This is a genomic window from Rhodococcus sp. NPDC056743 (assembly GCF_042790355.1).
GTDB lineage: Bacteria > Actinomycetota > Actinomycetes > Mycobacteriales > Mycobacteriaceae > Rhodococcus_F.
In genome coordinates this window covers 208,103-224,698 of sequence record NZ_JBHTZI010000012.1, presented here as the reverse complement: position 1 = coordinate 224,698, position 16,596 = coordinate 208,103, and the positions used below count along the sequence as shown (strand labels likewise).

At 63.1% G+C, this 16,596-nt stretch carries 17 protein-coding genes and 1 pseudogene; 7 read left to right on the top strand and 11 right to left on the bottom strand.

Annotated features, from left to right (window positions below):
• The first annotated feature begins 29 nt into the window (after positions 1–29).
• Entirely contained in the window at positions 30–818 is a 789-nt protein-coding gene (locus tag ACFRFQ_RS26900) for an alpha/beta fold hydrolase (protein WP_378664596.1), read from the top strand.
• On the opposite strand, the gene ACFRFQ_RS26895 is transcribed toward ACFRFQ_RS26900, so the two are convergent.
• The 5 genes from ACFRFQ_RS26895 to ACFRFQ_RS26875 all read right to left on the bottom strand — a co-directional run bounded on the left by ACFRFQ_RS26895 (position 815) and on the right by ACFRFQ_RS26875 (position 5,020).
• Entirely contained in the window at positions 815–1,360 is a 546-nt protein-coding gene (locus ACFRFQ_RS26895) for a ferritin (protein WP_378664594.1), read from the bottom strand. The genes ACFRFQ_RS26900 and ACFRFQ_RS26895 overlap by 4 nt on opposite strands.
• Positions 1,361–1,450: 90 nt before the next feature.
• A complete protein-coding gene (locus ACFRFQ_RS26890) occupies positions 1,451–1,996 on the bottom strand; it encodes a ferritin (RefSeq protein WP_378664592.1) in 546 nt (181 codons plus the stop codon).
• A 46-nt stretch (positions 1,997–2,042) separates the two neighbouring features.
• Positions 2,043–3,380 (bottom strand): LCP family protein, encoded by a 1,338-nt coding sequence (locus ACFRFQ_RS26885; protein WP_378664590.1) that lies wholly within the window; start codon positions 3,378–3,380, stop codon positions 2,043–2,045.
• Positions 3,381–3,396: 16 nt separating this feature from the next.
• A complete protein-coding gene (locus ACFRFQ_RS26880; RefSeq protein ID WP_378664588.1) occupies positions 3,397–4,251 on the bottom strand; it encodes a CPBP family intramembrane glutamic endopeptidase in 855 nt (284 codons plus the stop codon).
• A complete protein-coding gene (locus tag ACFRFQ_RS26875) occupies positions 4,223–5,020 on the bottom strand; it encodes a DUF2470 domain-containing protein (protein ID WP_138871335.1) in 798 nt (265 codons plus the stop codon). The genes ACFRFQ_RS26880 and ACFRFQ_RS26875 overlap by 29 nt, the downstream gene beginning before the upstream one ends.
• Positions 5,021–5,159: 139 nt before the next feature.
• On the opposite strand from ACFRFQ_RS26875, the gene ACFRFQ_RS26870 reads away from it, so the two are divergent.
• The 3 genes from ACFRFQ_RS26870 to ACFRFQ_RS26860 are packed head-to-tail and all read left to right on the top strand — an operon-like array spanning position 5,160 to position 7,414.
• Positions 5,160–5,813 (top strand): hypothetical protein, encoded by a 654-nt coding sequence (locus ACFRFQ_RS26870; RefSeq protein ID WP_378664585.1) that lies wholly within the window; start codon positions 5,160–5,162, stop codon positions 5,811–5,813.
• A 21-nt stretch (positions 5,814–5,834) separates the two neighbouring features.
• Positions 5,835–6,749, top strand: a complete 915-nt coding sequence (gene pheA, locus ACFRFQ_RS26865; RefSeq protein WP_378664583.1) for a prephenate dehydratase — start codon at positions 5,835–5,837, stop codon at positions 6,747–6,749.
• Entirely contained in the window at positions 6,746–7,414 is a 669-nt protein-coding gene (locus tag ACFRFQ_RS26860) for a histidine phosphatase family protein (RefSeq protein ID WP_378664581.1), read from the top strand. The genes pheA and ACFRFQ_RS26860 overlap by 4 nt, the downstream gene beginning before the upstream one ends.
• A gap of 9 nt (positions 7,415–7,423) precedes the next feature.
• On the opposite strand, the gene ACFRFQ_RS26855 is transcribed toward ACFRFQ_RS26860, so the two are convergent.
• The 6 genes from ACFRFQ_RS26855 to ACFRFQ_RS26830 form a co-directional block, all read right to left on the bottom strand.
• Positions 7,424–9,493: an acyltransferase family protein gene (locus ACFRFQ_RS26855; protein ID WP_378664579.1), complete on the bottom strand. Its 2,070-nt coding sequence runs from the start codon at positions 9,491–9,493 to the stop codon at positions 7,424–7,426.
• Between the two features lie 22 nt (positions 9,494–9,515).
• On the bottom strand, positions 9,516–10,361 hold the full coding sequence (locus ACFRFQ_RS26850) for an ESX secretion-associated protein EspG (protein WP_378664577.1): 846 nt from the start codon (positions 10,359–10,361) through the stop codon (positions 9,516–9,518).
• Positions 10,358–11,599 (bottom strand): PPE family protein, encoded by a 1,242-nt coding sequence (locus tag ACFRFQ_RS26845; protein WP_378664575.1) that lies wholly within the window; start codon positions 11,597–11,599, stop codon positions 10,358–10,360. Before ACFRFQ_RS26845 ends, ACFRFQ_RS26850 begins: the two co-directional genes overlap by 4 nt.
• Positions 11,600–11,656: 57 nt before the next feature.
• A complete protein-coding gene (locus ACFRFQ_RS26840; protein ID WP_378664574.1) occupies positions 11,657–11,956 on the bottom strand; it encodes a PE domain-containing protein in 300 nt (99 codons plus the stop codon).
• Positions 11,957–12,065: 109 nt separating this feature from the next.
• Entirely contained in the window at positions 12,066–12,416 is a 351-nt protein-coding gene (locus ACFRFQ_RS26835; RefSeq protein ID WP_378664572.1) for a metallopeptidase family protein, read from the bottom strand.
• Between the two features lie 3 nt (positions 12,417–12,419).
• Positions 12,420–13,526: a septum formation family protein gene (locus ACFRFQ_RS26830; protein WP_378664664.1), complete on the bottom strand. Its 1,107-nt coding sequence runs from the start codon at positions 13,524–13,526 to the stop codon at positions 12,420–12,422.
• Positions 13,527–13,596: 70 nt separating this feature from the next.
• Between ACFRFQ_RS26830 and ACFRFQ_RS26825 the strand changes: the two genes are divergently transcribed.
• The 3 genes and pseudogenes from ACFRFQ_RS26825 to ACFRFQ_RS26815 form a co-directional block, all read left to right on the top strand.
• Complete coding sequence (locus ACFRFQ_RS26825) at positions 13,597–13,992, top strand: ankyrin repeat domain-containing protein (RefSeq protein WP_378664570.1); 396 nt, start codon at positions 13,597–13,599, stop codon at positions 13,990–13,992.
• A 67-nt stretch (positions 13,993–14,059) separates the two neighbouring features.
• The gene (gene serS, locus ACFRFQ_RS26820; protein WP_378664568.1) at positions 14,060–15,313 is read left to right on the top strand and encodes a serine--tRNA ligase; all 1,254 of its coding nucleotides are present in this window, start codon (positions 14,060–14,062) and stop codon (positions 15,311–15,313) included.
• 166 nt (positions 15,314–15,479) lie between these two features.
• Positions 15,480–16,596 (top strand): annotated as a pseudogene (locus ACFRFQ_RS26815) (Ig-like domain repeat protein); the annotation flags it as partial.

Genomic DNA, 16,596 nt, shown 5'->3' with positions numbered 1-16,596 from the left:
TTACGCAGAGTCACGTATAAAGTTTAAAAATGACTCTGGCGCACGACATTTCCGGTAGCGGTCCCACGCTTGTGCTCGTCCATGGCATTGTCCATCGGCGCCAGGCGTGGGATTCGCTTTTGGATCAGTTGACGCCGTATCGGCGGGTCGTCACTGTCGATCTCCCCGGTCACGGGGATTCTGCGCTGCCCGAACTCGGTGCCGACGTCATGGGTCAGTTGATCGACGACGTCAGTGACTTCATCGCGGGGGTGACTCCGACTGGTGAGCGCGCCCACGTCGCCGGTAACTCTCTCGGCGGGTGGATCTCGCTCTGCCTTGCCGCCCGCGGCGACGTTGCGTCGGCAACGGCGCTCTCGCCCGCTGGATTTTTTGTCAATCACCTGGATCAGTTACGCGCGATCGGTACGTTTCAGGCCCTCCGGGGCACTGCCAAACTTTTCGGCGACGGACTGCCGCGCGCGTTGCGGTACAAGCTGATTCGCTACCCGGCGCTTGCCGCATTCTTCGCGCATCCGAGTCGTGTCGGCTACTCGGCGGCCCTGGCCGATTGTCGCTCGCTTGTCTCCAACGAACTGGTAGATCTCGGAGCCGAACTCGATTTCGTGCTGCCACCGATCGTGAATCCCACTGTGCCCGTGACAGTTGCGTGGGGTCGACGCGATCTCATCCTGCCGGTCTATCAGGCCCAGCGCGTGAAAAAGCCCTTCCCGCAAGCAAAACTCATAGTTTTGCCTGGGGTCGGGCACGTTCCGATGACCGACTCACCCGAGCTGATCAGCTCGATCCTGCTGGCCGGCAGTGAGGTGCGACGTTAGACGGCGCCGCCGGCAACGGCGGGTGCTCCCGAAGAATCGCCGACGACGCTCATTTCGCGAGACACAAAATCCTCGATGTCGAACAGGTTGGCGCCCGCACGATCCGCAATGGTGAGAAGTGTTGTCATGCTGGCAACTTCCTCGACCTGCTCCTTGAGGAACCACTGCATGAACTGCTCGCCCAAGTAGTCGCCTTCCTCACGAGCGGTGCTCGCGAGCTGAACGATCTGCTCGGTGACCGACTTCTCCTGGGTGAGCGCCAGCGCGATGGCTTCCCGGACATCCGTGAAGTCGGACTTGGCGCCGTCGACACCCGTGAGTTCGACGTTGATGCTGCGATCGAGGAAGTACTGGACGATCATCATCGCGTGATTGCGCTCTTCCACGGCCTGCTTGTAGAAGTGCTTGGCAAGCTGCGGAAGATCGGCGTAGTCGAAATAGACAGCCGTTGCCGTGTACTGGTGCGAGGCGTTGAATTCGTTGCGAATCTGGTCCCGGAGTAGCGCATGGAATTTAGTCATGTGTGTGTCACCAGAAGTCATGAACCCTAAGATAGTGCAGGTCAGAGGCCCTGTCATCCCAGTGCAGCCTTATTGTGGTAAGCGTTTCCAAACTAATGGAAGGCTAATTCTTCAGGCTCCGGAACCCGCAATTTTCGGAGCTGTCGCATCGGCGGCAGGAGGATTGTTCATCTCGCGCGCTACAAAGTTTTCCAAGTGGAAAAGATTGTCTCCGGCTCGATCCACGATCGACAACAACGTGGTCATACTCGCCACTTCCTCGACCTGCTCCTTGAGGAACCACTGCATGAACTGCTCGCCCAAGTAGTCTCCAGTGTCCCGAGCAGTGCGAGCGAGGCGCGTGATCTGATTCGTCACGGTGTGCTCCTGCTCGAGCGCCAATTCCACAGGTCCGCGTACATTTTCGAACTTCGTGACAACCTCGTCGATCCCGGGAATCTCGACGTCGAGATCGTTGTCCAGCAGGTACTGGATCATCATCATGGCGTGTCCGCGTTCTTCGCTCGCCTGGTTGTAGAAGCGCGTCGCCATCTGCGGCAGATCGTGGGAATCGAAGTACACGGCAACCGCGACGTACTGCTGAGACGCCGTGAACTCGTTGCGGATCTGCTCACGCAGAAGAAGGGTGAATTCGCTCGAGTTCTTCGCCTGTGTCATGCCTCCAGGTTACTGCGTGAGCGCTGCCATCCGGCAGCTACGTCGTTCAGCCGGTTGTGATCAATTCCGCAGGAATCTGCTGATCATTGGCGAGCGCGTCGAAGAATTGTGACGCCTTGGTCTTGTCCCACAACAGAACGTCACCCGAGCCGTCGACATAGTCGAAACCGCCGACGGGAACCGTTGTGGTTGTCATGCCGCCGCGTAGAGCCCAGGCGAGAGACGCCAGGTTCCAGATGTGATCACCGTTGTCGACCTGAAGCGACTTCGCCGTGTCGGTGGCCAGGGACCACAACCGGAACGGATTGAGGAACGTCGTCGGACTGGTTGCCTTCGACAGCAGTGCCGACATGAACTTGCGCTGATTGTTCATCCGGTCCAGATCGGCCATCGCCGTCGCGCGGGTACGCACAAATCCGAGTGCTTCCGAACCCGTCAGATCCTGACACCCGGCGGGCAAATTGATACCGGCTAGCGGGTCGTCGATCGGGGAATCGAGGCACACGTTGACGCCGCCGACGGCATCGACGATTCCCGCGAAACCGCTGAATCCGATTTCCGCATAGTGGTCGATCCGCAAACCCGTTGCTTCTTCGACGGTCTGCACCAGCAACGGCGCTCCGCCCCACGCGAAAGCGGCATTGATCTTGTCGGAGCCTTCACCCGGAATCGGTACGTACGAGTCACGCGGAATGCTGACCATCGTGGTTTTCCCACTCTTGGGCACATGGACAAGCATGATCGTATCCGTGCGCTTGGGTCCGGTATCGCCACCGGTAGCGAGCGCCTGCTCCTGCTCCGGAGTGAGACCGTCGCGGCTGTCCGAACCCACGATCAACCAGTTCGTGCCAGGAGTGTCCGCGACCCGGCCGGCGTAGTCGGGAAGAGCGTCGATGCGATTCAGCGAATTGTCGACGTAGAAAACCGCGCCGACAAACGCGAGCAGCAGCACCAGCACCGTGATGCCGATGCGCTTGCCCCAATTCTTGCGTCGACGTGGCGCCGACGGCTGCTGCTGACGCGGCGGTGGCTGGCGGGGTGGCTGGTTGGGCGGCTGCCTGCGCGGCGGGGGTGGGGGAGCTTGACGGTATTGCTGTGGTTGCCGGTTCTGCTGTGCTTGCCGATTCTGCTGTGGGTCCCGGTACGGCTGTGGTTGCTGCGGTGGGGCCCAGTTGCCCCCACTCTGCTGCGTAGTCCGATTCTGCGGCGGCGGGGCCTGAGACCATGCCCGGTTTTGGGGTGGCTGATTCTGGGGTGGCCGGCCGTCACGGCGGATGACCTGAGTTCCCTCGGGCGGGCGCGGCGGCTGGCGCCGCGGCGGCGGACCCTGAGGTGGAGGGCCCGGTCGCGGCGGGCGCTGAGGATTTCGGGGGTCGCCGGTCACCAGTTCACGGTACCGGTCACGGCAACCAACCCACATGATCGCGAAGGAGGGCGTAACCGATGAACGCCACCATGTCGATGAGGGCATGAGCGATGATCAACGGCCACAATCGGCCCGTTCGCTGCCAGTACCGACCGAAGATCAGCCCCATGACGACGTTGCCGACACCACCACCGAAGCCTTGGTACAGGTGATAGCTGCCTCGAAGAAGGGAAGACGCGAGCAACGACGAGTTCTCGCTCCACCCGAGCATGCGCAGCCTGCTGATCAGGTAGGCGACTACTAGAACTTCCTCGGCGCTCGAGTTCGCGATTGCCGACAGAATCAGGATCGGGACGCGCCACCAGTGATCGTCGAGGGCACTCGCCTGCACGGTGAGATTGATGTTCAATGCCTGCGCCGCGAGATAGAACAGCAGGCCGGGCAGGCCGATCAAGGCGGCAAGGCCCAAGCCGGGCGCGATGTCGCGTCGTAGCTTCGGTTTGGGGGGAAGACCGGCCGCGCTCGGGCCGATTCCCGCCCGCCAGAGCAAGTACAGACCAAGTGCGGCCCACGCGAACAGTCTTGCCACACTCAGTAATTGGCGGGCCAGGTCGATCCAGTCGATAGCTGCCCGCGACGGATTGAGAGCCACCGTCTGATCGGACAGGGCGACTGGCGTCGCAAGCGATTCGAGGAGCGACAATATGCCGGACAGGCCACTGAGGCCGAAGGTGACCAGCAGGACGATCGTGATCTCGATCCACACACCGCGGCGCTCGGATGCATCGAGAGCGGGTCCGGCGGGAGCGGGTGGGTTCAACCACGAGCGGACGGTTTGGCGGGCATTCACCCGCGCAACGCTATCCGTTGGTGGCGCCGCCCGTGACATGTGAACCGCCGGGGCGCAGTCCGTTGAGGAACGGGCAGCCGACCAGAATGCGGATCGCGCGCGACAGTGAGATGGCGTCGTCGACGGGGTTGGCAAACGGCATCCAGACGTCCCGGTCGCCGGCGTGGTCCTCGACGCGCAGATGTAATCCGTACCGATTGATTCCGAGGGGGCGTACCCGTCCGGTGCGCAGGTACGAGGGAAGTTTGCGTGTGAGCATCTCCACAAGGTCGCTGTGATCTTCGTCGAGGTGCTGCAACCACGCCGTTTCCATTTCGCAGAACGGATCGGGGCGGGCCGCGAGCAGGTCTTCCACGGCGACGGGTTCGGCTCCGGACGAGTCTGCGACAACGGCCGACGCGAGGCTCAGTCGCAGTAGTACCGACGTGTGACCGAGGTCGAGGAGTCCGGGGTGCGGATGTTCGGAGGCGACGTCGTCGGCAAGAACCCGCGATTCGTAGTCGGGTACCGCGTGCAGTGTGCCGCGCAACCAGACGAGTGAGCGGACAGGTTCGCGCAGGGCCAGCGGCGCATGGTCGGTGAGTTCCAGCACCGCAGGCAGACCACCGTTTCCGGCGCTCCAGGCGAGTGCTGTTGCTGCGGACGAGGAGGGTACGGCCACAACGATGTCGCCATTGGATCGCAGGTGGTGCACTGATGTGACGGTCGGTTCGCTGCCTTCGATGGCGAGCACCGCATCCTGGGCTCGGGCGCAGGCGCTACGTACTCGTTCGGCGGTGGATGGACCGGTGCTCGTTTTCGTAGCCATGCTGCCCCCTCGGTGGGTGTTCCCGAATACCCCACCAGCTGATGAGGTAACCCTAACCTAAGCTGCTGTGGTGTGAATCGCAAGACTTTTGCGCAACTCGCCTGAAATCCCCAACTCCACCCGCTACTACGGTGGAGCGGTGGCCATACCTCTCTCCCTCGGGTTGCCCCCGAAAAGTTCCCGCGGATTACTCGACGGACTCCTGCTCGGCGCTCCTGGCGAACCCCGGGTTGTCCCCGCATCGGCGCTGCTCGGAGCCGAATCCGCTGGACGCGTCGTAGTTCTCCTCGACATCGACCCGGCGCGGCTGCGAGCTGACGCCGACGCGTCGTACGAAGCGGTGCGCTTCGATCTGGAGTGCACAACCGAACAGATCGGCGACGCCATCGCGCTGCGAGTACCCGCCCCGCTCGCGGTGTACGTCGACGGCGGCGACGAGGTTCTGTCGCCGGCCGAATCTGCTGCGCTGCTCTGCGAAGGTGGCCGCATTCCTGGCCTCGACTCGGGGCGCTCGCCGGCCGAAATCGCGGATTTCCTGGCAGTGCTGGCACACGAATCGGTGGGATTTGTCGCGCGCGCAGCCGGGGCGGACGAGGTCATCGGACTGCTGTGCGGAACCATGGCGGCCCTGCGCGGCGACGATGCCCGCGCTGCGATCCTCGACCCGCAGCCGGCAAAACTGGCCGCCCTGATCCCCGAGGCTCAGTCCGCGTTGCGCGAGGTTCTCCTCACGATCGAGGTATCCGACCCGACTTCGGTGGAAACGGCACTACGTGCGGCAGGTTTGAGCTGATCGTTGCGTAACCTTTGAGGCGTGCCAAAAATCGCGTATTTCGGTCCGTCGGGAACCTTCACGGAGATAGCGCTCGCCCAGTTCGAGGCAGCGGGCGTCTTCGACGAGCTGGTCGAACGGGTGCCTGCCGGTAGCCCACCCTCGACGCTCGACCTGGTTCGTGACGGCGTTGTCGACGGCGCCGTGGTGCCGTTCGAGAACTCGGTGGAAGGCGGTGTCGCGCCGACGCTTGACTCACTCGCCTTGGGTTCGCCGCTGCAGATCGTGGCCGAGACCGAGATCGAGGTGAGCTTCTCCATCCTCGTTCGTGACGGCGTCACCGCGGATCAGGTGCGCACCATCGGCGCCTACCCGCACGCAAGTGCTCAGGTCCGGGGATGGATCGCGGCCAATCTCCCCAATGCGGAAGTTGTGGTCTCCTCATCCAATGCCGGTGCCGCGCTGGACGTGCAGGCCGGAACCGTCGACGCCGGTGTGTCCACCGCCTTGGCCGGGCAGATGCTCGGATTGGCAAGCCTCGCCGACAATGTCGCCGACGTAGGCGGCGCCGTGACGCGCTTCGTGCTGGTTACCCGGCCCGCGCCGGTACCGGCCAGAACCGGCGCAGACCGCACCGCGTTGGTACTCCACCTCGACAACGCTCCCGGATCGCTGGTTCAGGCGCTCTCCGAATTTGCCGCTCGCGGAATCGATTTGACGCGAATCGAATCCCGCCCGATGCGCACGGAGCTCGGAACCTACCGATTCTTCGTCGACTGTGTCGGGCACATCGAGGACTCTTTGGTGGCCGAAGCGATGCGCGCGTTGTATCGAAAATCCGGAGTCCGCTTCCTGGGATCGTGGGCGACCGCGAATTCGACCGGGCCCCAACCGCCTTCGGATGACAAGGCAATAGCGTGGATCGAAGACATCAAGCGCGGAGAGGGAGAACGATGACCGGCAGGCTCATTCTCGTTCGGCACGGCCAGACCGAAGCCAACGTCGCCAAGCGACTCGACACCGCATTGCCCGGAGCCAAGCTCACTCCGGAAGGGCTGGCGCAGGCCGAAGTTCTCGGTAAGGGTCTGGCTGTCGCACCGCCACTGGCCTTGGTGTCGTCCTTGGCGTTGCGAGCCAGGCAGACAGCGGGATTCGTGGAACAAGCGTCCGGGGTCTCGCTGGACGTGCGAGACGGTTTGCACGAAGTGCAAGCCGGCGACCTCGAAGATCGCACCGACGAAGACGCCCACCGGTTGTTTGTCGAGACCTTCCATCACTGGCACACCGGCAACCTCGGTGCCCGCATACCCGGTGGCGAAACCGGCTACGACGTGTTGGAGCGGTATGTCCCCGTGGTCAACTCACTGCGCGACGAGTTCCTTGAAGGATCGCCGACGGCCGGCGATATTGTCGTCGTGAGCCACGGCGCTGCCATCAGGCTTGTTGCAGCTCAGCTCGCGGGCATCCCGGGACTGTTCGCGGCGAACAATCACCTCGCGAACACCGAAAGCGTCGAACTGCTGCCGCGCGCCGACGGCGGTTGGGAATGCCTGCGCTGGGGGACGGTGAACCCACCGTTCGAGCACCGGCTCATTCCGGGTGCCGACGACGTGATGGGCTGACGCGCCAGCTCACCACCAGGTTGTCGCTGATCCCAACTGGCGGCCGAGTTCCGGCTCCAAGGTGCGGACGTAGCTTGCCGTCAGGTGGTGGGAATCGTGATACAGCAACACATTTCCCTCGACCACTCGGCACAGGTCGGGGCCGCAGACGCCGTCGCTCAGATCCAGCAGTTGCACATTGGAGAGTTCCGCAATTGCATCCCACGCCGGGTTGATGTCACTGAGCATGTCTGCCCGCGGCAACGCGCAATGATCCGCTGAGGTAGCAGTTGCGAGGCAGTCGATGGCGCGATACGGAACACCGTCGTGGTGCAGCCACGGCGTGTCGCGGATGGCCAGAACCTGAACGCCGCTCTGCTCCAACTCTTGCCACACGTCGACGTAGGCTTCGGGCGTCACGTCGCCGGGACCGTCCGGACTGGGCCGACTGGCTGTGGTGAACACGAAATCGGGTGTGGTGGCCGCGAGTCGGTCGATGACCGCGCTCGACCAGGGTGCACAATCCGGTACGTCGCTGACGTCGGGGCTCTCACCCGCGACCAGTGGACAACCCATCTTCAGATACGTATCGACCCGAAAACCATTGCTGCGGCCCAGTTCGTCGAGTGCAGTGATCCAGTGCTCGGAATGGGATCCTCCGGCCAGGGCAATCGTGCGCTCGGCGGTCACGTCGCCGTACGTGCAGGTCACGATGTCGATCTGCTGGAAATCCGAGATGCAGCCGTCGAGTGTGGTTATCGGAAGATCCAGTGGCGCATCGAAAATGGATGGAACCATCGACGCTTTCGGAGCTGAAACGCCGTCGGTCAACGTCAGTGCGCCGGGGTGGGTGGGGATGTCGAGGGTATCGGCGGCGCGCTGACCCGTGCTCTGGCTTCCGACGTAGGCCTGCCAACCGAACATCCCGGTGACGATGACCGCGGCACCGACGACGGACGCCAGCAGGATCGGCCTCCGTGCGGGAGCGTTGCGTTCGATCGGTACTTCGACAGCCATCCGTAAGCCGTAGGCCAGCGCAAGTGATACGGCGATAATCAAGGTCCCGCCGACAAATCCAGCTTCCGGGCGCCCGGTGACGACCAGGGCGAACACCAGGATCGGCCAGTGCACCAGATACAGGGTGAAGGCGAAGGAGCCCAACTGTGAGAGGGCGGGGTGCGCGAGAATCTGTGCGGTCCAGGTTTTGTCGCCTTCGCCTGCCCCGCTGACGATCAGTGCGATGGCCGCGGTGGTGGGCACCAGGGTCCACGGGCCGGGGAATTGCTCGGCGCCGTCGAGAAAGAACCCGCACAGCAGAATCGACGCCAGTCCGGCGATGCCGAGAGCGGTTCTCAGCGCAAGCGGCCAGGCCCCGACCCGCGTGGTATTCCAGCGTGTCAGCATCAAAGCCGCGAGTGCGCCCACCGACGGCTCCCACAGCCGGGCCGCGGAATCGTAGTAGTTCCACGCTTGATCGTGGCTGGACATCACTGCGGCATAGATAAACGACACGACGGCAAATGCACCGAACACCAGCGTGAGTGTTGGCCGGAGAAGTTCTGGGCGGGTGCGTGATACACCCGACGCGACCGCCAGCACCACTGAGATGGCCACCAGATAGAACTGACCCTGCACAGCCATCGACCACAGGTGCTGGAGGGGAGAGACTGAACCGTCGGCCGCCAAATAGTCACTCGACGTGAGTGCAAGCTGCCAATTCTGGAAGAAGCCGAGAACAGCAGTCAGCTCGTCGGCGAGGCCGGCCCAGCGGGTCCGGGGCAACAACACCAGGGCCGCTGCCGCGGTCAGGATCGTCACCGCCGCGATCGGGGGGAACAATCTGACAAATACCCGTTTGAACGCGGGCAGGGGATTGAGTGAGCCACCGGCCTCGGCCCGGCGAACCAGTGAACCGACAAAGAAGTAGCCGGACAGAACCAGGAAGACGTCGACCCCGCCAGAGACCTTGCCGAACCACACATGGAAGACCACCACCAGAGCGATCGCGAGTCCCCGAAGCCCGTTCAGGTCTTCGCGGTACTGCCGTGTTCTCGGTTTGTGCGGTGACTCGACGGTGGTGGCGGGGGTGGGCAAAGGCATGCTGGGTGAAGGCTCCGGGCGTCTAGGGGATCGCCCTAGGGTACCGGGAGGCGGGCGCGGGCGATTCGGACAGCAGTTCTATCAGCGAATTCACCGCCTGACGCAGGCGTTGGGGTGTGCCGGAACTGATCGAGCTCCACTGCGTGCCGTCGGCCGACGTACTCGACGACGCGACAAGTCGACCATGCGCGGTGTCGAAGACCGACACCACTCCGGCGGGAAGATTCTCGGTGCCGACGCCCCGCGGGATGCCGACAATTTCAGTGAAGGACGTGCAGGCGACGATCGCACAGCCAAGTTGTCCGGCCTCGGCGGGTGGTACGCCGGCCTGGGTCAGAGCGTCGGCGACGGTGGCTGGGTCGGGTTCGGCATTCAGTGCGGCGCTCAGCCGGTCGGTGGGTGCATTGATCACGGCAATCGGCATGGTGTCTGACGGGCCGAGCACGCGCACAACCGCATCTGCCGGATTCAGGACTCTGCTAAGAGTGAGTGATTGGCTTGTCTCGTTGGAAGATGCTTCCACGCACAGTGATTCGTCTGCGGCGATGCAGACCCGGGTAAGCGTTCCTTGGTTGTGACTGCGGAGCGCAAGTTCCCACGCGGGTCGAGTCAGGGCGCGCAGGGTTTCGGCAATGTCATGATGAATCTCGCCGCCGGGGAGCAGATCACGCTCGGTCAAAGATGTTGCTGCACTCTGCATTGCTACATCACGTTCGCGGACCGAACCGCAGAGGGCGGTGCCGCCGAGTACCACCGGAAGTACATCGAGGCCAAGGTGCTCGCGGACGTACTCGATCTCCGCCGACGTCAGGTCCACGGAGGGGAAAGTGTCTGCGTCGGTGGCTATTCCGAGATCAAGGGCACTCACAGGTGCATGTCCAGATCGGCGGCGCCGATCACCGCGGTGATGACGGTGCGTCCATCGGCAAAATGCTCGAAGTGCTTGAGATAGTCGGGGGTGTCGTGGAAGTTGGTGTCGTCGTCATCCGCCGCAGCATGTCGACCACCGGCGATGGGGCCGGTTCCGGAACTCGGCGCTGCGCGGACGGCGTCGGTACGAACGGAGTCGGAGCGGATTGCATCGGCGATAGCCGGGTTCACTGTTCCCGACGCCGCGCGCGGCATGATCTGGCCGGTAGAACTGCCCGAGCTCGCCGAGAGCCCTGCGCTGGCCGAATGTGCGTCGCCGGGTGTTGTGGCCGCCGCTGCGGTGGTGGCTGCCGTATGCCGCCCGGCGCTGTTGCCCCCGGCCAGTGCGGTTCCAGTAGCCGCCGATACTGGCGAACTCAGAAGTGACGTTGCTCCCGCTCCCGGTCCGCCGCCGGCGCCGACCGCCGCCGATACGGCACCAGCCGCCGCGGTGGCCGTTGTTGCGGATGCCGTTGCTGCAGTGGTGGCGGCGTTGGCTCCGCCCAATACGGCGCCGAGCTGAGAGGCGGCCGCGGTGACAGCAGGATTGGACAGCACGGAGGTGATTGCGGCCGCTGCAGTGCGGACCGGCTCGACAACTGCGTTGACGGTCTGTTCGGCGACGGTGACGTTCTGCTGGGAGCCTTGGCCGGAAACATCGGACATGGTGATGGACGGCGGCGGCTCGAACTCGTCCCGCACGGAGAGGGGAGAGGTAGCGGAATCGTAGGTTTCCATGGCCGCCGCAGCGCGAAGTTTGAGCTGCTCTGCAGCCAGTTCAGCCATCGCAGCCGATCCGGTGAGGGCGCCGCCGAGCGTGTACGCGGCCAGCTTGGCTGATTCGACAGCCGCGATTTCCGGTAGCGACGGCATGGCGATAGCCGCGACGGTGTACGTCGCCGACTGAACATGAGCTTTGCCGCCGGTCTTCTGGGCGAGCATGGATGAGCGTGCTGCCCACTCCTCGAACGGCTTGAACTTGGCAAGAGCGGCATCGGCGGCCTCACCCGACCAGCCCGTTCGCAGATTTGCCATCACTCGGCTGACCGTCGACGCTGTGTCTGCGAGTCCGGCCGACACTGCCGTCCAGGCCCCGCCCGCGACGCTCAGTGGAGCCGGGCCCGCGCCGGCGATCAATGCAGCCGAATTGGGTGCTGCGCCGCGTGGATACCAGATGACGCCGGTAATGCCGACCATTGTTCTTCCCCCAGAAGTGGCAAATGTGCGAAGTAGTGACGTGTCTGCGGACGCGAATCAGATGGGTGCCGAAGCCAGATCCGCCTGCGTCCGGTTGTCCTCGAATTCATAGGCGGCGGCGTAACGGCGCAGCGCAGCGGCTGCGTCCTCGAGTTCGACAACAGCGCGGTCGGCTGACGATGCCAGGCTCTCGGACGTCGAATTGAAACTGCTCGCGGCGCTGGTGGACACTTCGTCGGAGCCGGACGGCAGGACTTGCCGGGCCGGTTTGGTGGACGCGACGACTCCGCGCAGCCGGGCGGCGCCGGCTTCGAGTTCGAGTGCAGCGGTAATGAGGGCGTGAGGATCGACGTGCATGTGCCGAACTCCTAGATGACCAGGTCCAATGAGGTACGGGGTCAAACTCCCCGCACCTACTTTGATGCCTGGCGGCGGCTATCGGTTCCCTCGAAAACGGACTGGTTTCTCAACCCCACCCGAGTTCGTGCAGGCGGTCCTCTTCGATGCCGAAATAGTGAGCGATCTCGTGGATGACCGTGACTGCAACCTCGTGCACGACCTCTTCTTCGGACTCGCAGATGTCGAGGATCGCGTCGCGGTAGATGGTCACCGTGTCCGGTAGGTATCCGCCGTACTGAGAATCGCGCTCGGTGAGGGCAATGCCCTGGTACAGCCCGAGAAGGCTCGGTTCCTCGGGGTCACGAGGTTCAACCAGGACAACAACATTGTCGATGGCTTTTGCCAATTCCGGCGGAATGAGATCGAGGGCCTCGCCGACCAGGTCTTCGAACCGGTCGTCGTTCATGGTTACCGTCATGGCTTACGACGGCGGAGACGCGCCGGGCAACGGCGTCGGCACTGACCGACCTTCCGGTGCGGCTGGCGGCGGGACCGGAGCCGCGCCGTTGATCAGGATCTCGCCTTTGGCGCTGCCGGTGATGGTCGCGAACCCGCCGGTGTCGACTTCCTTGCCGACGGAGCAGTTGACGCGCCGGCTGCCGGCCAGCCAGCTCTCCAGTGCGATGTTGTCCCAGAACAGGGTCAGCGTCTTGTCGCGCAACGCGTCGGCCGTACCCAGGTACTCGTTGGCGGCCTGCGTGCAGACCCCTTCGAGATAGGCGTCCTGATCCTCTACCGACGGCATACCGGCGGGAAACTGTGTGCCCAGGTCGATCACCGAGATGACCTCGTACGCGTGGGGGTTCGCGCAATTGACGGGGTCGGTCGGAAGATTCTGGTTGATGCCGATGCAGGTTCCGACGTCCCAGACATTCGACTGATCTTGATCGGCGACCCGGCCGGTGAACGGCAGAAGTTCGCCGGTTGTGGTCGAGAACTGCAGGCCACAGCGCAACGAACGGTCGCCGGACGTCCAGGACGATTCACTCGGGAACATCAGTCCGACGCTGAACTTGCCCTTCGGGTCGAAACGCGAGCCGAGGTACGAGTTCACGATCGGAGTGCAGTGCTCGTCGCGCAGTTCCGCGAACCGCAGCGCGCCCGGGTACCGCGATCCCGGGCCGAACTCCGCGCCCGGGAACACCGACAAATCGAGTGGGCCGGCAACCTCGAAGCGGTGCTCGGTATCGCACGAGACGATGGACATGTCGGTGCGATCACCACCGGATGCCGTCGCGGGCGTCCAGTTCAGGCAATCGCCCGCACCAGCAGACGTGAAGGCGTTTTCTTCGACCGATTTGGTCGACTGAGAGCCGATTCCGCCGACCGTGGCAGCCGGCTTGTCGCCACTGTTCATGCCGCCGGAAATCGCGATCGTCGCGATGGCAGCAACAACCGCGCCCACCGCAACAGCAGCCAGAACGCGTCTGGTGCGGTTCGCTGAGACGGTTTTCTTCCCCGGAGAGGCCGTCGGGCCCGCCGGATCGGACGGCTTCTCGATCTTGTCTTCAGACATCGATCCCATCATGCCTGTTTTCCATGCCATACCGAACCTTCACGGCAAAACGATTACGTCCGAAGCAGGTATTTTATGGACTATGACCGAAGAATCCGGACTCGAACCCGAAGCCGTCGAACTCGCCGGACGTCTCTTCGACATGGCGAGGACCGGCGACGCAGCGTCTCTGGCGTCGTACATCGACGCCGGAATTCCGGTGGATCTGACCAACAGCAGCGGCGACACGCTGGTGATGTTGGCCGCATATCACGGCCACGTCGATGCCGTCGTTGCTCTGATCGAGCGTGGCGCCGACGTCAATCGGGCCAACGACAAGAACCAGACGCCTCTTGCCGGTGCCGTCTTCAAGGGTGAGGACGCCGTCGTAAAAGCACTGGTGAGCGGGGGAGCTGACCCCCGCGGCGGGCATCCGAGCGCTATCGACGCGGCCCGGATGTTCGGACGCGAGGATTATCTTTCACAGCTGGAATCCTGAGCGTCGCCCGGAGCCGCCGCGGACGTGACCGTTGGCGACCTGGGGAGAGTGGGTAAAGTTCCTAGTCGTGATTGACCTCAAGTTCCTCCGCGAGAATCCCGAAATCGTCCGCGAGTCGCAGCGCACCCGTGGAGAAGATCCCGGACTGGTCGACGCTCTGCTCGAAGCCGACGCGTCCCGACGCGCCGCTGTGCTGACCGGAGACAACCTCCGCGCCGAGCAGAAGGCGTTCGGCAAGAAGGTCGGACAGGCATCTCCGGAGGAGCGTCCCGCACTGCTCGCGGGGTCCAAGGAACTTGCCGCCAAGGTCAAGGAAGCCGAAGCCGCGCAGCACGAGGCGCAGGCCGCCCTCGACGCCGCGCATCGCGCGATCTCCAATGTCGTGCAGGAAGGCGCTCCGGCCGGCGGTGAAGACGACTACATCGTCCTCGAGACTGTCGGCGACATTCCGTCGTTCGACTTCGAGCCGAAGGATCACCTCGAGCTTGGTGAGTCGCTGAACCTCATCGACATGGAGCGTGGCGCGAAGGTCTCGGGCTCGCGTTTCTACTTCATGACCGGGTACGGCGCGATGCTTCAGCTCGGCCTGCTTCAGCTCGCCGCGCAGAAGGCGATCGCCAACGGTTTCACGATGATGATCCCGCCGGTACTCGTGCGTCCCGAGATCATGGCCGGTACCGGCTTCCTCGGCGCTCACTCCGACGAGATCTACCACCTCGAGGAAGACGACCTCTACCTCGTCGGCACCTCCGAGGTTCCGATGGCCGGTTACCACTCGGGTGAAATTCTCGAACTCAACGAAGGACCGAAGCGCTACGCCGGCTGGTCCTCGTGCTTCCGCCGTGAAGCGGGCAGCTACGGCAAGGACACCCGCGGCATCATCCGTGTCCACCAGTTCGACAAGGTCGAAATGTTCACTTACTGCCGACCGGAGGACGCCGACGCCGAGCATCAGCGTCTGCTGCGCTGGGAGCGGGACATGTTGGACGCCATGGAGATTCCGTACCGCGTCATCGACGTTGCCGGTGGCGACCTCGGTTCCTCGGCTGCCCGTAAGTTCGACTGCGAGGCGTGGGTTCCGACGCAGCAGGCGTACCGCGAGCTGACGTCGACGTCCAACTGCACCACGTTCCAGGCGCGACGGTTGAGTGTTCGGTACCGCGACGAGAACGGCAAGCCGCAGACGGCTGCCACCCTCAACGGCACACTCGCCACGACTCGCTGGATCGTGTCGATCCTCGAAAACCACCAGCAGGCCGACGGCACCGTTCGCGTGCCGGCAGCACTGGTTCCGTTTGTCGGCACGGACGTGCTTCGCTGACACGCTGAGACCATCAGAACAGGGCCGCGACGGACTTCGTCGCGGCCCTTTCTCGTACTTTCGGAGGAGTCAATTGGGAAATTCCTCCGGAATGCTGCCGATCCAAAAATGTTTGCCAGAAGCTAGATGTGCAACCAAATTTGCTGTTGCAAGGCCGCTCTAGTGGGTGTTTTTCTCTGAACTACGGCTATTCGTCTCAATTTTCCATTTGGTATCGGCTGGTGGAAGGGTGAATTCCGGGGTGAATTGGACATGCGTCCTGCCAAAAGTAGTACACGTACTAGTTTCTTCGTTATGTTGTGACGGCGCGCACACGTTATGTCCGAATCCACTGCTCATGTTTGCCCTTCCGAAGGAAGTGCCCATGTCCCAAATCTCTCAGTTGCGGCGATTCGCCGTGCCCATAACCGGAACCGCAATGGTGGCCGGAATGCTGCTGGTCGGCGCGCCGGCGTCAGCGGCCCCTGTTACGACGAGTTTTTCCACTGCGTGCGAGGCAAAGGCTTCGCTCGCGACTGTCGACAAGATGACAGCCAGTTCGGTCACTGTTGATGCTCCTACCACCGTATTGCCTGGCGAGACATTCACATTCAGAATGCAGACCAACGGGCAGTCCTATCCGAACTCCGATTCGGGTGCGACGACGACAAACTTGTCGAGGTTGAAAAACGACTTCAAAATCCCCGACAACGCGACGTTCGTCAGTGCCGCCATCGTTGCAGGTACCTCGTTCAACCTGGATCTTGTTGCGCCAAGCGTAATCCGAATCAACGATGCGGGCAGTCCGGATGCTACCGGCCCGTACCTACGGATCTCGGGAAACAACGAAGTGATCGGCAATTCGCCGAATTCGAAGAACAATTCCGAGGGTGGCATCCGTGCGCCCAAGACGAAGCTGAATCTTGACGGGACAACCAACACAAGCGGTGACAGCTGGCTCCGAATGCCGGCAATCGACGTAACGATGGTCGCCGGCCCGTCGGGCGTGATCGAGCCCAAGGTCAGGACCGATGGTGACGCCGCCAATTACGGCAACGACAAGAACTTCAGCACACAACTTGCCCAGGCCAGTGTGCCGCTCTTCGGAAAGCAATGGGCGGCCACTAGGTGCAGTCCGCGGGACGCGAGGGGAAATGCGAACCTGAACGCGGGCGCAGGTCCGTTGGCCACCATCACTATTGAGTCTGCTGCGGTCGATGTCGAAACCACGACGTCATTGTCAGTTCCGGCCACGGCGATTACGGGTACGGCGGTTGATTTGACGGCGACGGTTGCTCCTTCGG

What these genes read in the sequence shown, in the direction of transcription:
- ACFRFQ_RS26855 (WP_378664579.1), bottom strand. Translation starts at nt 9,493, where the DNA reads ATGCCTTTGCCCACCCCCGCCACCACCGTCGAGTCACCGCACAAACCG.
- ACFRFQ_RS26860 (WP_378664581.1), top strand. Translation starts at nt 6,746, where the DNA reads ATGACCGGCAGGCTCATTCTCGTTCGGCACGGCCAGACCGAAGCCAAC.
- ACFRFQ_RS26825 (WP_378664570.1), top strand. Translation starts at nt 13,597, where the DNA reads ATGACCGAAGAATCCGGACTCGAACCCGAAGCCGTCGAACTCGCCGGA.
- ACFRFQ_RS26900 (WP_378664596.1), top strand. Translation starts at nt 30, where the DNA reads ATGACTCTGGCGCACGACATTTCCGGTAGCGGTCCCACGCTTGTGCTC.
- ACFRFQ_RS26830 (WP_378664664.1), bottom strand. Translation starts at nt 13,526, where the DNA reads ATGATGGGATCGATGTCTGAAGACAAGATCGAGAAGCCGTCCGATCCG.
- ACFRFQ_RS26845 (WP_378664575.1), bottom strand. Translation starts at nt 11,599, where the DNA reads ATGGTCGGCATTACCGGCGTCATCTGGTATCCACGCGGCGCAGCACCC.
- ACFRFQ_RS26835 (WP_378664572.1), bottom strand. Translation starts at nt 12,416, where the DNA reads ATGACGGTAACCATGAACGACGACCGGTTCGAAGACCTGGTCGGCGAG.
- ACFRFQ_RS26880 (WP_378664588.1), bottom strand. Translation starts at nt 4,251, where the DNA reads ATGTCACGGGCGGCGCCACCAACGGATAGCGTTGCGCGGGTGAATGCC.
- ACFRFQ_RS26895 (WP_378664594.1), bottom strand. Translation starts at nt 1,360, where the DNA reads ATGACTTCTGGTGACACACACATGACTAAATTCCATGCGCTACTCCGG.
- ACFRFQ_RS26890 (WP_378664592.1), bottom strand. Translation starts at nt 1,996, where the DNA reads ATGACACAGGCGAAGAACTCGAGCGAATTCACCCTTCTTCTGCGTGAG.
- ACFRFQ_RS26875 (WP_138871335.1), bottom strand. Translation starts at nt 5,020, where the DNA reads ATGGCTACGAAAACGAGCACCGGTCCATCCACCGCCGAACGAGTACGT.
- ACFRFQ_RS26840 (WP_378664574.1), bottom strand. Translation starts at nt 11,956, where the DNA reads ATGCACGTCGATCCTCACGCCCTCATTACCGCTGCACTCGAACTCGAA.